This window comes from Janthinobacterium sp. SUN118, from assembly GCF_030397695.1.
In the GTDB taxonomy this organism is placed as follows: Bacteria; Pseudomonadota; Gammaproteobacteria; order Burkholderiales; family Burkholderiaceae_D; genus Janthinobacterium.
In genome coordinates this window covers 52,520-68,061 of record NZ_JAPUBV010000001.1, presented here as the reverse complement: position 1 = coordinate 68,061, position 15,542 = coordinate 52,520, and the positions used below count along the sequence as shown (strand labels likewise).

General features: G+C 62.9%; 11 protein-coding genes. 3 read left to right on the top strand and 8 right to left on the bottom strand.

Going from position 1 to position 15,542, the window contains the following annotated elements:
- Positions 1-112: 112 nt before the first annotated feature.
- Positions 113-1,801 carry a M14 family zinc carboxypeptidase gene (locus O0880_RS00275; RefSeq protein WP_289884428.1) on the top strand — a complete coding sequence of 563 codons (1,689 nt, stop codon included), beginning with the start codon at positions 113-115 and terminating at the stop codon, positions 1,799-1,801.
- 90 nt (positions 1,802-1,891) lie between these two features.
- Complete coding sequence (locus O0880_RS00270) at positions 1,892-4,042, top strand: FUSC family membrane protein (RefSeq protein WP_289884427.1); 2,151 nt, start codon at positions 1,892-1,894, stop codon at positions 4,040-4,042.
- 11 nt (positions 4,043-4,053) lie between these two features.
- On the opposite strand, the gene O0880_RS00265 is transcribed toward O0880_RS00270, so the two are convergent.
- The 6 genes from O0880_RS00265 to O0880_RS00240 all read right to left on the bottom strand — a co-directional run bounded on the left by O0880_RS00265 (position 4,054) and on the right by O0880_RS00240 (position 13,126).
- Positions 4,054-6,015 (bottom strand): S9 family peptidase, encoded by a 1,962-nt coding sequence (locus O0880_RS00265; RefSeq protein WP_289884426.1) that lies wholly within the window; start codon positions 6,013-6,015, stop codon positions 4,054-4,056.
- Positions 6,016-6,082: 67 nt separating this feature from the next.
- Positions 6,083-7,555, bottom strand: coding sequence for an amino acid permease (locus O0880_RS00260; RefSeq protein WP_289884425.1), 1,473 nt, complete (start codon positions 7,553-7,555; stop codon positions 6,083-6,085).
- A gap of 418 nt (positions 7,556-7,973) precedes the next feature.
- Positions 7,974-9,404, bottom strand: coding sequence for an amino acid permease (locus tag O0880_RS00255; protein WP_071321697.1), 1,431 nt, complete (start codon positions 9,402-9,404; stop codon positions 7,974-7,976).
- Positions 9,405-9,520: 116 nt separating this feature from the next.
- Complete coding sequence (locus tag O0880_RS00250; RefSeq protein WP_071321696.1) at positions 9,521-9,979, bottom strand: RidA family protein; 459 nt, start codon at positions 9,977-9,979, stop codon at positions 9,521-9,523.
- A gap of 255 nt (positions 9,980-10,234) precedes the next feature.
- On the bottom strand, positions 10,235-11,818 hold the full coding sequence (locus tag O0880_RS00245) for an ATP-binding cassette domain-containing protein (protein WP_289884424.1): 1,584 nt from the start codon (positions 11,816-11,818) through the stop codon (positions 10,235-10,237).
- 195 nt (positions 11,819-12,013) lie between these two features.
- On the bottom strand, positions 12,014-13,126 hold the full coding sequence (locus O0880_RS00240; protein WP_289884423.1) for an NADH:flavin oxidoreductase/NADH oxidase: 1,113 nt from the start codon (positions 13,124-13,126) through the stop codon (positions 12,014-12,016).
- Positions 13,127-13,303: 177 nt separating this feature from the next.
- Here O0880_RS00240 and O0880_RS00235 point away from each other — a divergent pair, with 177 nt between their 5' ends.
- Positions 13,304-13,870 (top strand): glycine zipper 2TM domain-containing protein, encoded by a 567-nt coding sequence (locus tag O0880_RS00235; protein ID WP_289884422.1) that lies wholly within the window; start codon positions 13,304-13,306, stop codon positions 13,868-13,870.
- On the opposite strand, the gene O0880_RS00230 is transcribed toward O0880_RS00235, so the two are convergent.
- Both O0880_RS00230 and O0880_RS00225 read right to left on the bottom strand, forming a co-directional pair.
- Entirely contained in the window at positions 13,867-14,376 is a 510-nt protein-coding gene (locus O0880_RS00230) for a DUF1993 domain-containing protein (RefSeq protein WP_071321692.1), read from the bottom strand. The two genes, O0880_RS00235 and O0880_RS00230, sit on opposite strands and share 4 nt — an antisense overlap.
- Before the next feature lie 101 nt (positions 14,377-14,477).
- The gene (locus tag O0880_RS00225; RefSeq protein ID WP_289884420.1) at positions 14,478-15,449 is read right to left on the bottom strand and encodes a DUF2167 domain-containing protein; all 972 of its coding nucleotides are present in this window, start codon (positions 15,447-15,449) and stop codon (positions 14,478-14,480) included.
- Between the last annotated feature and the right edge of the window lie 93 nt (positions 15,450-15,542).

The window sequence follows — 15,542 nt, the reverse complement described above, 5'->3', positions numbered from 1 at the left end:
GGGCCCAGGGCCGCTGCGGCGCATCAAGGCCGGAGCGCCGGTGCTACAATTGACAACCCGGCGGCGTGCTTACCCAGCGCGCTTTTCCTGCCCCTCCCAGACTCAGACCGCTATGCCATCAGACTTGCGCACGACCTACGAACTCGGTAACCACAACCAGACCACGACCTGGCTGGAATGCATCACTTTCTACAAAGATCTCGCCGCACGCTATCCGCACGTGCTGCGCTTCGAACAGATCGGCTTGTCCGATTCGGGCGTGCCCATCCACGCTGGCGTCGTCAGCGCCGATGGCGTCTTTGACCGCGAGCAAATCAAGCGCGAAGGCCGCACCGTCTTTTTCAACAACAACGGCATCCACCCGGGCGAACCGGAAGGCATCGACGCCTGCATGGCCATCGTGCGCGACCTGTGCACCGAACCGGCCCGCCTGGCGGCGCTGGGCAGGACGGTCTTGCTGTTCATTCCGATCTACAACGTCGATGGCAGCCTGAACCGCGCCAACACCTCGCGCGTGAACCAGGATGGCCCGGAGCAATTCGGTTTCCGCGGCAATAGCCGCCACCTGGACTTGAACCGCGATTTCATCAAGTGCGACAGCCTGAACGCGCAAGTGTTCAACCGCCTGCTGACAAGCTGGGACCCGGACGTGATGGTCGACACGCACACGTCGAACGGCGCCGACTATCCGTACACGATGACCCTGATCCACACGCAGACGGATAAGCTGGGCAATGGCCTGGGCCCCTTCCTGCAAGACACCATGCTGCCGCACATCTTTGCGCAGATGGAAGGCGCCGGCTGGCCCACCTGTCCTTACGTGAATCCCGTCAAAGACAGCCCGGACCACGGCATCGCCGAATTCCTCGAAGTACCGCGTTTTTCGACGGGTTTTGCGGCCCTGCATCATGTCATCGGTTTCATGCCGGAAACGCATATGCTCAAGCCCTTTGCCGACCGCTACGCCTCCATGCGCGCCCTGCTCGACATCACCATGGCATTTACGGTCAAACACGGCGAACAGATCAAACAACTGCGCGCCCAGGCCAAGGCGGCGGGCCGCACGCAGGCCGAGTGGCCCATCCACTGGGCCATGAACGAAGAGCAACCGTCGACCTTCCCCTTCAAGGGCTACGCGGCCAAGTACACGGCTAGCGTGCTGGGCGACTACCAGCGCCTGTCGTATGACCGCTCGCAGCCGTGGGAACGCGATATCACCTATTACAACCGTTTCGATGCGGATGTGACCATCGCCGCGCCGAAAGCCTATGTCGTGCCGCAAGCCTGGCGCGAAGTCATCGAGCGCCTGCGCTGGAATGGCGTCGAAATGTCACGCATCACCGCCGAACGGACGGTAACGGCGCGCTACTACCACATCGCTTCCGTCGGCACGCGCGCCACGGCCTATGAAGGGCATATGTTCCACGACACGGTCGAAGTCGAAGCGCGCACGGGCCAGTTCACGTTGCAAGCGGGCGACTACGTGGTGACCCTGGACCAGGACAATGCCCGCTACGCCGTGGAAACCCTGGAGCCGCAGGCGCACGACAGCTTCTTCCGCTGGGGTTTCTTCAACAGCGTGCTGGAGAAAAAAGAAGCGTTTTCCAATTACGTGTTCGAAGACATGGCGTCCGAGCTGCTGCGCGACGAGCCGGCGCTGGCCGCCAAGTTTGCCGACTGGAAAGCAGCCAACCCGGCCTTGCTGAGTGATCAGGAAGCCGTGCTCGATTTCATCTTCGCCAACTGCCAGCGCTTCGCCGAGCCGGAATGGCGACGCTATCCAGTGATCGCCCTGATGTAAATCCGGGCTGTAGCGAATGCAATATCCTGGCGCCGCATCGGAGACCCCGGTGCGGCGCCTCTTTCTGTGCTCTACCCACAAGGTACACCCATGCACTACGCATTGAACCTGCGCACCTTTATTTACAGTCATTATTTTTACCTGGGCTTGCGCGTGGCCATCGGCCTGGTCGGCCTGACCTTGCTGACCCTGGAAATCAGCGACAGCAATACCGCCATGACGGTGTGCATCGGCGCCCTGTGCACGACCTTGATGGACATGCCCAGTCCGCTGCGCCACAAGTTCAACGAGATGCTGGCCTCGGTCCTGCTGTGCAGCGCCGTCACCCTGTTGATCAGCTTGTGCGGCCCCGTGCAGTGGCTGTTGATGACGGTGCTGGTACTGGTCAGTTTCCTTGCCAGTATGATGGTGGTGTACGGCAAGAAATCCATGCCCTTGCAGCTGGCGGCCCTGTTCATCATGACCATGTCGATGGAGCATCAGATGACATGGCAGCAATCGTTCCACCATGCGGGCCTGTTCATGCTGGGGGGATTGATCTATCTGGCCTACGCCATGGCCATCGCCTGGGTCCTGCGCCACCGCATCAAGCAGCAAGTGCTGGCCGAAGCGCTGTTCGAACTGGCCGCCTACATCGACATCAAGGCCGATTTCTACGACACGCGCTTCAACCTGACGGAGCAGTTCAACAAGCTGGTGCGCCATCAAAGCATCCTGGCCGACCGCCAGCAAGCGTCGCGCGACTTGATTCTCCGCAGCCACAAAAACAGCAAGGATGCGATCGTCGTGCAGGTGCACGTGTGCATGCTCGATCTATATGAGCTGATCCTTTCCACGCACACCGATTACGCGCTGCTGCGCCATCACCTGGCCGACTCCGACGTCTTGAAATCCTTGCACGACCTGGCCTACAAGGCGGCGCGCGACATCGAGTCCGTCGCGTATGCCGTCACGCGCAAGCGCGCCTCGTATGCACAGATCAGCTATGACAAGGAATGGGCAGACATCGAAGCCGAGATTGCTCGCCTGCAAGCGAAGGGAGAAAACGCACAGGAAGCGCTGGCGACCCTGCGCGCGCAGCGCAACAAGATTCGCGCCATCCTGAAGATGATCGGCGAGCTGCACCTGGCCACGCAAAAGGTCTATGCCGACGTGCCGTTCTGGAGCGGCGCGGACATGGCGCCGTTTTTGTCGCAGCAAAAATACGAACTGAAGACCCTGCTGGCCAACCTGCGCCTGGACTCGCCCGTCTTCCGCTTCGCCCTGCGCGTGTCGATGGCCATTTCCGTGGGATTGCTGATCGGCCACTGGCTGCCGTACGCGGCGCACAGTTACTGGATCGTGCTCACCATCGTCATCATCCTGCGGCCTACCTTCAGCATGACGCGCCAGCGCCGCGCCGACCGCATCATCGGCACCATCATCGGCTGCGTGATCACCGCCATCGTGATCCGCTTCGTGCACAGCAATATCGTGCTGATGGCCATCCTGTTCCTTTCCATCGTGGCCACGCCCACCTTCATTTACTTGCGCTACCGCTACACGGCCATCGCCGTCAGCCTGATGATCTTGCTGCAAATGCATCTGGTGGCGCCCAGCAACCCGAATCTCGTCAGCGAGCGCCTGATCGACACCCTGATCGGCGCGGCGGTGGCCACCGTGTTCAGCTTCGTGCTGGCCAACTGGGAATACCAGAGCCTGCCAAGGCTGGTGCGCCAGGTGCTCAACGTGAACCTGAGCTATATGCAAACCAGCTTCGAACTCCTGCAAGGCAAATGTTTCGATGACTTCGCCTACCGCATCGAGCGCAAGCGCCTGATGGACAGCCTGGCCGCGCTCAGCTCGGCGCTGGTGCGCATGCTCGACGAACCGGCCAGCAAGCAGCGGGCCGTGGAAGACATCAACCTGTTCATCGTGCAAAACTACCTGCTGGTCGCCCACGTGGCGGCGCTGCGTTCCATCCTGGGGCGCCATGCCAGCCAGCTGCCTGTCGCGCCCGTCAACGCCTTGCTCAGCCACAGCCATACGCAAGTGTGTCTGACCCTGTCGCGCGCGCTCGACCAGCTCGACGACAAGGCCGCCATCAGCGCGCCGCTGGCCGCACCGCCCGCGCCGCCCGTCAGCGACGTGGCCTGGTCGGGCTGGCCGCTGGTGCAGCGCCGTATCCGCCTGTTGCAGGCCGATGCGGACAAGATCGTGATACATAGCGCGGCGATCGTGCATATCGTGGCGCCGCGCTAGGCCGCGGGAATTTACTTCAGATACCGCTCGAACCAGCCGATGGTGCGCTTTTGCAAGTCGCGCTGGTTTTCCGGCTTGCGGAAGGAATGGCCTTCGCCATCGTAGATGAACAGGCTGGACGGCACGCCCATGGCGCGCAAGCCGTGCCAGAATTCCAGCGACTGGGCGGCCGGCGTTTCCACGTCGCGCTCGCCCACATAGATCAGGGTCGGCGTCTTCGCCGCCTTGATCGATTCGATGGGCGAGGCACGGCGGTAGACGTCCGGCTTGTCATACGCGGAAGCGCCGAAAAACGGGATCATCCACTGATTGATGCCGTTCTGGCCGTAATAGCTGATCCAGTTCGACACGCCCGCACCGGCCACGGCCGCCTTGAAACGGTCGCTATGCGTGACGCCCCACATGGTCATGAAGCCGCCATACGAATGGCCTATCAGGCCCAGGCGCTGGCCATCGACGGGCGCCACTTTTTGCACCGCATCGATGCCGGCCAGGATGTCGCGCCAGTCGCCGCCGCCAAAGTCCGCCATGTTGGCGCGCGTAAAGGCCTGGCCCTGGCCAAAGCTGCCGCGCGGATTGGGCAGGAAGACAAAATAGCCTTTCTGCGTCAATTCCTGAATCACGGTGGCCGCTTCCACGTAGCGGGGCGAGGCGGCCGCGCCGGGTCCGCCATGCACATTGACAATCATCGGATACTGCTTGCCCGCTTCCGTCTTCAACGGCCCCAGCAGCCAGCCTTGCACCTGGTATTGCTCATTCGTCCAGCCCACGTTTTGCACGCTCACCTGCGGCGCAAACTGGTCATTGGCTTGTGTAATCTTTTTCAGCTGCCCGACCGGCCCGGCCACCAGGTGGCTGGCGTGCGTAAAGTCTTCCTGTGCGGCGGCGGCCTGCTGGCCGTCGGCGCTGAACGACAAACGGCCATCGGCCGCGCTGCTGCTGAGTTCGCCGAGCAGCACAGGCTGGGCGGGGCCATTTTGCGCATCGACGGGCACCAGCGCCAGCTGCGAGTCGATCAGGGCCGTCGCCAGCAAGCCCGCGCCGCGCCAAACGACGCCGTTGAAGGTGCCGCGGTAATCGGGCGTGAGGTTGCGCGGCGTGCCGCCGGCCAGCGGCACGGTGTAGAGATCGCCGCCGATGGAGCCGAAATCGCTCATCAGGCCGCCGATGAAGACCACCGTCTTGCCGTCCGGCGAGACCGAAGGCAGGTTCAGCTGCATGGCCGGCGCGGCGATCACGCGCAAGGCGCCCGTGCCCGCATCAATATGGCTGAGTTTGGCGACCCACCAGTTGCTGTCGCCATTGCCTTGCGCGCTGCTGGCAACGAAGCCGCGGCCATCGGGCGTCCAGTTGTATTCATACACATAGGTGTCGGCCGGCGACAGCAACCGCAGCTCGCCGCCGCTGGCCGCCACCACGGCGATGCGCTGGGCATCGTCTTCGCTGCCCACTTCGCCCACCTGGCGCGCGCCCGCTTCCACGGCGCCGGCCAGCTTGCGCGCGCCCACCGTGGCCAGCAAGGCCACCTGCTTGCCATCGGGCGACCAGCGCGCCGTGCTGGCCACGCCTTTGATGCTGGTCAATACCTTGGCTTGCGTCTGTGTCATCGTGACCAGGTACAGATGCGCCATGCCCGCTTTGGCGTCATAACCGACGAACGCCAGCTGACGGCCATCGGGCGACCAGCTGGGCTTGTCGTAAGAACATACGGCGCAGGGGTCAAACTCTTGCACGATGGCGCCGTTGGCGGCGTCGCGCACGACGATGGCCGCATGCGGGCGCTGCGGCTGGGCGCCAGCCTTGCTCGATTCGATGGCGACGATGCGCTGGCCATTGCCCGACAGGGCCACGGCGCGATAGTCGCGCAAGGCCGGGGCCGTGCCCGATTTCACCGCGGGGGCTGCTTGTACCGTCGCGCCAAGGAGCATGCTTGCCAGCAGGCCATAGCTGGCCAGATCAGTTATTTTCATCATGTAATTTCCGGTTAGAAATAAAAAAAACCGCCGGCAAGCGCGGCGGTTTCGAGTCAACAACACAGCATCATTTGGCCTGCTTGCCCAGGTGCGAATGCCGCACGCTGTACAGGAAATAAATAGCCACCGTGACGGCCATCCACACGCTGAACACGACAAACGTCGTATGCGGCAAGTCCCGCATGATGTACAGGCAAGCCATCACGCTCAGGCCGGGAATCACATACGGACCGAACGGCACGCTGAAGCCTTCGATGCGGTTCGCGCCCTGCTTGTGGCGCAGCACGGGCACGGCGATCGACACCACCATGAAGGCCGTCAGGGTGCCGATGCTGACCATGTCCCACAGATAGGTCGCGTCCACCGTGCCGGCCACCACGGCCACCACCAGGCAGACGATGATGGTATTGCTGACCGGCACCAGGGTACGCGGGTGGATTTTCTGGAACGATTTCGGAATCAGGCCGTCGCGGCTGACGGCAAACAGGATGCGCGTCTGGCCATAGATGGTCACCAGGGTCACGCTGAAGACGGAAATGACGGCGCCGGCCGACAGCACCAGCGCCGGCCAGGTCTTGCCCGTGACGTTTTGCAGAATCACCGCCAGGCCCGCTTCCTGGCCTTCGAACAGTTTCGCCTGCTGCGCGCCGAGGGCGGCCACGGCCACCAGCAGATAAAACACGGTGACGATCAGCAGGGCGCCAAGGATGCCGCGCGGCACATTGCGCGTGGGATTTTTTACCTCGTCACCCGCCGTCGCCACCGTATCGAGGCCGATGAACGAGAAGAAGACGGTGCCGGCGGCGGCCGTCACGCCCGTCATGCCGGCAAAGCCCTTGCTGTTGTCGGAATTGAAGAAGGGGAAGAAGTTGTCGGCATTAAAACCGGAAAATGCGATGACGATGAAGAACACGAGGATCGCCAGCTTGATGATGACCATGATGGCATTCATCAGGGCCGATTCCTTGGCGCCGCGCAGCAGCAGGAAGCCGCACATGCAGATCAGGAAGATGGGCGGCAGGTTGATGTGGCCGGCATGAAATTCCATGCCATGCGGGCCGGAAACAATCATCGGCGTGCGCAGCATTTCCGGAATATGCCAGCCGAAGGCATTTTCCAGGAAGTTATTCAGATAGGACGACCAGCCGATGGCTACGGCGCTGCCCGCCAACCCGTATTCGAGCAACAGGCAGGCGGCCATGATGAAGGCAAGAAACTCGCCCACGGTGGCATAGGCGAACGAATACGAGGAACCGGAGGCAGGAATGCGGAACGACAGCTCCGCATAGCACAGGGCCGTCAGGCCGGCCGTGATGGCGGCGATCAGGAACGACAGGATGACTGACGGGCCCGCCTTAGGGACGGCCTCGACCATGGTAAAGAAAATGCCCGTGCCGATGGTGGCGCCGACGCCGATCATGGTGAGGGAAAACAGGCCGATGGATCGGCTCAAGCCGCTGCTGCTGAGGCCCTCACCATACTCGACCGTGGTATCGATCGGCTTGGTGCGGCAAAGTTTCTGGACCAGGGTTTGGCTCACTAGCATTCCTTTATGAGGCATGCACTTACACACCGAGCAAAACCTGCTGCGCGTCGTGATTCGCGGCCGGCGATGCTCGCCGTGCATTCGCACAGCTGCGCTTCTTGGCCACAACTCATCCCGCTCGCTACGGTTTTGCTAGATGTTGTTAGGAACATGACGGGTAAAAACACTTAAAAACGGCGCTCCGGCCCTACCTGGCAAAAAACCGGAAAGATCGCGTCCATTTTCAAAACTAAGCGATTATAGGGCTTTCATCGGCTCAGCTAAACAGAAGTTTGATGCAAGGAAACAACGCCAGGCGTGCGCCGCAAAACGCGCGCTGGCGCTAGGAGAGCATGGAGTTGCCAATATGAAAGAAAAAGCGCGCCGCTGCAGGAGCAGGGGCGCGCTGTCGGTTCAGCTCAGCCGAGCCGGATTACTTCTTGCCCTGCGGCGCATCGGCCGGTGGCCAGCCCGCTTCGTAGCCTTGCGGCACGTCGTCGCGGCGGTCTTTCGGCGCCAGGCCCAGCACGTAGTACAGCACCGTCAGCAGGATCAGCCAGGCCGGTCCGACCATCAGGGCGATGCGCGTATCGGGGAAATACGCCATCAGACCGATCACCAGCGCCAGGAAGGCCAGCGAAATCCAGGAACCGTATGGCGCGAACGGCATGCGGAAGGCCAGGTTCTTGATTTCCAGCGGCGTCAAGGTCTTGCGGAACTGAATCTGCGTGACCAGGATCACGCCCCAGGTCCAGACGGCGCCGAAGGTGGAGATCGAGGTGACCCAGATAAACACTTTTTCCGGCACCAGGTAGTTCAGCAGCACGCCCAGCAGCAGCGCGAAGACGGACACCAGGATGGCGCGGCGCGGCACGCCGCTCGAGGTGGTTTCCGCAAACGCTTTCGGCGCCTGTCCTTGCAGTGCCAGGTTGTACAGCATGCGGCCGGTGCTGAAGATGCCGCCATTGCACGACGATAAGGCTGCCGTCAGCACGACGAAGTTGATGATGCCGGCCGCCGTCTTGATGCCCAGGCGTTCGAACGTCATCACGAACGGGCTGCCCGTGGTGCCGATTTCATTCCATGGATAGATCGACAGGATGACGAACAGCGCGCCGACATAGAAAATCAGGATGCGCCAGAACACCGAATTGATGGCGTCCGGGATCGATTTCTTCGGGTTGGCCGCTTCGCCGGCCGTCAGGCCGATCATTTCCACGCCCAGGTAGGCAAACATCACCATCTGCAATGACATCAGCACGCCTTGCGCGCCATTCGGGAAGAAGCCGCCATGCGTCCACAGGTTGGAAATGCCGATGGCCACGCCGTCGTTGCCGAAACCGAAGATGATCATGCCGGCGCCGCCGATGATCATCATGATGATGGTGACCACCTTGATCAGGGCGAACCAGAATTCGAATTCGCCGTAGGCTTTCACGGCCAGCAGGTTGATCGCGCCCATGGAACCCAGCGCCGCCAGGGCCCAGATCCAGCGCGGCGTGTCGGGGAACCAGATGCCCATGTAGATGGCGACTGCGGTAATTTCCGCCACGCAAGTGACCAGCCACAGGAACCAGTAGTTCCAGCCCGTCAGGTAGCCTTGCAGCGGGCCCAGGTAATCCTGGGCATAGCGGCTGAACGAGCCGGCCACCGGATTGTGCACGGCCATTTCGCCCAGCGCGCGCATGATCATGAAGATGACCGCGCCACCGATAATATACGACAGCATGATGCCGGGACCGGCCATCTTGATGGCGTTGCCGGAACCCAGAAACAGGCCCACGCCAATCGCCGCACCCAGCGCCATCAGGCGTATCTGCCGCTCGCCCAGGCCGCGGTGCAAGCCTTGTTCACTCGTTTTCATTACGTGTCTCCGTTTTTTTCTTGAATACACCGATCCCTCCACCCCAATGGCGGTTCCGCTCTTGCTGGAAAGGAGGAAAGGGCGAGCCGGCGGCAATCGCCGGCATGCTCAGATGATCAGGCCAGTTCGGCGATCAGTTCGATCTCGACGCAAGCGCCCAGCGGGATTTGCGCCACGCCGAAGGCGGAACGGGCATGCTTGCCGCTGTCGCCGAAGACTTCGACGAACAGTTCCGAAGCGCCGTTGGTGACCAGGTGCTGTTCCGTGAACTCGGAGGTGGAATTGACCAGGCTCATGACCTTGACGATGCGTTTGACTTTGTTCAGGTCGCCGCCGCAAGCGTCTTGCAGGGTGGCGATCAGTTCGATGGCGATGCCGCGCGCGGCCACTTTGCCTTCTTCCGTGCTGACATCCTTGCCCAGTTGACCGACCCAGACCTTGCCATCCTTCTTGGCCAGGTGGCCGGACAGGAACACGGTATTGCCGGTGCGGGCATGCATCACATAGGCGGCGGCTGGCGCGGCAACGACTGGCAATTCGATGTTGAGGGCTTTGAGTTTTTCGTAAAACGACATGCTATTTCTCCAAGAAAACAATATAAACGAAACCGAAATTCATGAACGGCTGGGCTGGGATAACGCTGCCCTGGCCGCGCGGTCATAGACCGTCAACAGTGCCAGATTAAACGTCATCATATTGGTGAACCAGCAGTTTTAGTTCACAAATAGGCCCGGTTATTCAGTGGATTATACCGACAATCAAACAAAATTCAGCATCGTTTCATGAAGCATGCTCTACAGGCATCGAGCGTGTATTTTTTCATTCAATTATCACTTAAGCAATGTCAAGCCCGCAGGATCAAGGTTTATCGCATCCAGAAACGCCTGGTCGTGCGATACCACAAGTAACGCACCCTGATATTGCAGCAGCATCTGTTCCAGCGCCTGCAGGCTGGCCAGGTCCAGGTGATTGTCGGGTTCGTCGAGCAGCAGCAACTGGGGCGGCGCCTGCGCGTACAGTTCGGCCGCCAGCGCCAGCTTCATGCGCTCGCCTCCGCTGAGCAGGTGGCTGGGCATGGTGGCGCGCGCGCCGGCGATGCCCAGCAGCGCCAGTCGCGTGCGCAACTCCCCTTCCGCCAGGGTGCTGTTGCGCTCCTGCAAACGCTGCACGGCGCTCAAGCCACCGGCGTGGGCGCCCGCGTGCTGGTCCAGCCAGGCCACCCGCGCATGGCAACGCAGCTCGCCGCCGGCGGGCGCCAGTTGCCCCGCGATCACGCGCAGCAGGGTCGACTTGCCGCTGCCGTTGTTTCCCGTCACGGCCAGGCGGCGCGGGCCGCTGAGCTGCAAGTCCAGCGGCTGCGCCTGGCCATACGGCAAGACCAGCGCGCGCAGCTCAAGGAGCAACTTGCCGTTGGGGACGACGCTGTCCGGCGCCAGCAGCAGGCGTTCGGCGTCGGGCGCGCAGCGGGCGCGGGCTTCAAGCACCCGCTGCTGGCGCGTCTGCTGCGCCTCCTGCGCGCGCAGGCGCAGCTTGCCCTGGCTATCCTGGCTCTTTTCCTTTTTCGCATCGAGCAGCAGCTTGCTTTGATTGCCTTCGCGCCCTTCCCTCTCACCGCGCCCGACCCTGCGCTGCTGGCGCTCCGCCTGCTGCTGCGCCTCGCGCTGCCCGCGCCTGGCGCCCGCCTTCTCCGCCTGCAGGGCGGCAGCAAAACCGGCTTGCTCCTGCGCGCGCTGCTGCGCGTAAAACGCATAATTGCCGCCATAGTTGCGCAAGCCCAGGCTCGACAATTCGACGATGGCATCGACGTGCTGCAGCAAGCCGCGGTCATGGCTGACCAGCAGCAAGCCGCGCGGCCAGCGCGCGATCTGCGCCACCAGGCGGGCACGCTGGCGCGCATCGAGATGGTTGCTCGGCTCATCGAACAGCAACCAGTCCGCCTGCGACAGCCAGGCCCCCTGCAGGGCGATGCGCTGGCGTTCGCCGCCGCTCAGGCTGGCCGTCGGCGTGCCGGCTTCCACATGCGGCAAGTCGATCTCGTCGAGCGCCTGGCGCAACCGGGCCTGCGCATCCCAGCGCTCGCCCACCAGCGCGTAATCGTCGGCATCGACGGAACCGGCGGCAATGCGTTCGAGCGCGGCCAGCAAGCCATCCATGCCGGCGAGCGCGGCCACGGTGGGATAGCGCTGCGGGTCGAGTTCCTGCGCCACGCAATGGAGCGTGCCGTCGCGACGCACGGCGCCGCTGCTGGGCTGTTCGAAGCCGGCCAGCAGGCGCGCCAGCACGCTCTTGCCCACGCCGTTATCGCCGACGAGGCCGATACGCTGCGGAGCGAAGGTAAATTGCAGATCGGAAAACAGGGCCCGGCCATCGGGCAAGGCGTAAGACAGACGGTCGATTTGTAGCAAAGCGGGCATGGATACTCCTTGGGCAGGCTGGCGAACCCGCGCGGCACGCAGCGCGCTGGCGGGAAGGGCAAGGCCGTGCACAGCACGGCAGTATCAATGGCGCATGTCGAAGCGTCCTGGAGGAATGGGGAAAGGAGCCGTGAGTCTAGCAGAAGATGGCGCGCGTTGCCGACGCGGCACGCGCGGCACGCCAGCCTCGGCCTGTCAGCGCTGGCCCAGGGTCGTGTCGCCGAACAGCTGCTTCAATTCGCGCGGCTGCGAACGCCAGTACTGCGGTGGCGCCGACACTTGCGCGCCCAGCTGGGCCGCCGCATGCCAGGGCCAGCGCGGGTCGAACAGGATGGCGCGCGCCAGCGCCACCATGTCGGACTGGCCCTGCGCAATGATGTCTTCCGCCTGCTGCGCTTCCGTGATCAAGCCCACGCTGATGGTGGGCAAGCCGCTGTCGCGCTTGATGCGTTCGGCAAACGCCACCTGGTAGCCGGGGCCGACGGGAATTTGCTGCTGCGGAGAAATGCCACCGCTGGAGACGTGAATGAAATCGGCGCCCAGCTGCTTGAGCTCCTGCGCGAAGCGCACGCTTTGCTCGATCTCCCAACCGCCGTCGACCCAATCGGTGGCGGAAAGGCGCACGCCCACGGCCACGCTCGCGGGCACGGCGGCGCGTACGGCGTCGAAGACTTCCAGCGGAAAACGCATGCGATTGTCCAGGCTGCCGCCATACGCATCCGTGCGATGATTCGACAGGGGCGAGAGGAACTGGTGCAGCAGATAGCCATGCGCCGCGTGCAGTTCGATGCCTTCGATGCCGAGCGCATGCACGCGCTGGGCGGCGGCGACAAAGGCGCCCTTGATCTGCAACAAGCCCATCTCATCGAGGGCGAGCGGCACCGTCTCGCCCGGCGCGTGGGCGATGGCGGACGGCGCCACCGTTTGCCAGCCGCCATCGGCCAGGCGCACGCAAGCGCCCCCCTGCCATGGCGCGCGGCTCGACGCCTTGCGTCCCGCATGGCCCAGCTGCACCACCAGCGGAATAGGCGCGTGGCGGCGGATCGCCTGCACCACTTTTTCCAGCGCCGCCTGGTTGGCGTCCGACCACAGGCCCAGGTCCTCGGCCGAGATGCGTCCCTCGGGCGAGACGGCCGTCGCCTCCGTCATCAGCACGCCCGCGCCGGACAGGGCCAGGTGCCCCAGGTGGATCATGTGCCAGTCGGTGGCGTTGCCGTTGTCGGCCGAGTACTGGCACATGGGCGCGATGGCGATGCGGTTAGCCACCTGCAAGGGGCCCAGCGCATACGGCGTGAATAACTGGCTCATGGCGCACTCCGGAAAAGGGGAAGCACCGATTCTACTGCGCTTTGGCGATCGGGGCCTTACACCTGCTTACGTTTGATACAGCGCAGCGTCTAGCCTTGCGGCGAGGAGACCGTTAATCTGGCCACATCAACAACACCCGCAGTAACAACACCCGCAGTGCCACACCCAGGAGAACACATGAACACGACGACCACCGCCAACCGCATCCACCCCTTGATGGCCGGCGCCGCCATTTCCGTCACGGTCCTGTGCCTGGTGGGCGCGGCGTCCATCGCCGGCATCCTGCCCAATTCGCGCGCGAATGCGCCAGCCGTTCCTGCCGACATGGCCGCCATGACGCCGGCCAGCGCCGCTGCCCTGGCCGCTCCCGCGACGGCTCCCGTGCCGGCACCGCTCGCCGCGCCTGTCGTCGCGCAAGCCACCCCGGCGCCAGCCCCGGCGCCCGTCGTGCACAAGCGCGTCGTGCACCACACGCAAGTGGCGCAGGCGCGCCCCGCCTACAATGACAGCAACGATGGCTACCGCGAGACGGCCTATCGCGAACCGGTACGCCAGCAACAAGCGGCGCCGGCCCCGGCCCAGCCCAACTACGTGGGCATCGGCACGGGCGCCGTCATCGGCGGCTTGATCGGCAATCAGGTAGGTGGCGGCCGCGGCAAGGCGCTGGCGACCGTGGCCGGCGTCATCGGCGGCGGCATGCTGGGTAATGCAGTACAGAACCAGGTACAGCAGCCGCAACGTTAATCGTATGGTCCCAGATAATCGAGCTTGCCCACGGCCACGCCATTGTTCCGCAAAATGGCGTGGACCATGGAAACGTGGAAATAGAAGTTCGGCAAGGCAAAGCTGAGCAGGTAATCGTCGCCCGAGAAGGTCGTCCCCTCGTCAGTCCAGTTCAGCACGACTTCCTTCTGCGCGCTGCCCGCCATCTGGCCCGCATTCACGCTGTCGATATAGGCGATGGTGTTGGCAATGCGTTCCTGCAATTGCTCGAACGATGCCTCGTTATCCTCGAACTTCGGCGCCGGCACGCCGCTCAGGCGCTCGACCGACATCTTCGACGTATCGCTGACGCGCTGCACCTGCGCCGTCAAGTCCAGCATGTCGGGCGCCAGCTGCGCGCCCAGTAAGATCTCGGGCACGATGCCGTCTTCCTCGACGTGCGCCTGGCCCTTTTCCAGCAAGGCCGAAACGACGCGCAAGCCGCGGATGAAGACGGGAATGGTTGCCTGATACATGGACACGGACATGGCGGACTCCTGGTAAATTGAACGATGAGCCAGTGTACCCGAGGCGCCATCCTGTGGCTGCGCACGCATGTGCGCCAGCACACGGATCGGCCCAGTTCGTCCTATTTATCCAGATTCACCTTGCCATCCGGCGCATGGCCGGGCTGTTCATCCGCGTCCGGCTGCGGCGCTGGCTGCGGCTGCGTTTCCTTGCGCTTGCCGCCAAAGAACTTGACGATGGCGGCACCGGCGCCCACCACGGCCAGGATCAGCACTTTCTTGAAGGCCAGCAGCAGCGCCAGCAATTTCCCAAACAGGCCCATCTTGCTGGCCACGCCGCCAGCCACCAGCGCCGCCAGGCCATACTCGGCCACCTTGTCCGTCTTGCTGTCGAAGTCCGCGTAGCGGTTACCCTCGGTAAATTCCGTGAATGCCGTCACCTGCCGCATTTCCTGCTTGATCGTCGCGATCTGCTGCATGCTGGCGATGGCATTCAGGTTCAGCACGCCTTCGCGGCCCAGCACGCGCACGTTGTAGTTCAGCGAGTGCTCGCCGCCATCGACCATCAGATCCTTGGCCCAGTACAGCTTGTGCGTCTCCTTGGCGTAGCTGGGTTTTTCCGCCCAGCCCATCAAATGGATGCCGGGATAGCCCTGCTTCTTGCGCTCCGCGTTGTTTTCCAGCACCGAGGCCTGCATATCCTTCAACAACTCGTCGTACTTGATACTGTCCGCATCGTCGTCCTTGATGTGCCCTTCCTTTTCATACGTCACCACCACGCCCCAGCTATCGCGCTCGAGCACGCTGATCTTGGCGGGCACGATCATGCCCAGCGATTCCATGCCCGGTGGATTGCCCCAGGCGTCGACCAGCACGCGCTCGGCATCGGCCGGCGACAGGTAGCGGAAGTTGGCTGGCAAGTCCAGGGTGGCGATGCCGCCTGGCAAGGTGATCTTGCCGCGCTGCAGGTGCAACTGGTCAAGGAATTGCTCGGCCGTCATTTCCGTTGCGGATGCCTTCTCTTCGGCATGGGCGGCGGCCATCAGGCCGGAGAGGGTCAGGCACAGCAGGGCTGCCAGCAGGCGTTTCAACATGATCGATCCAAAGAATTTCAAAGGGGCAAATATTTTAGCCCAAATGATTGCCTAATGGATAATTATTTCTGTGCGGCATCTTTTCCATGAAAA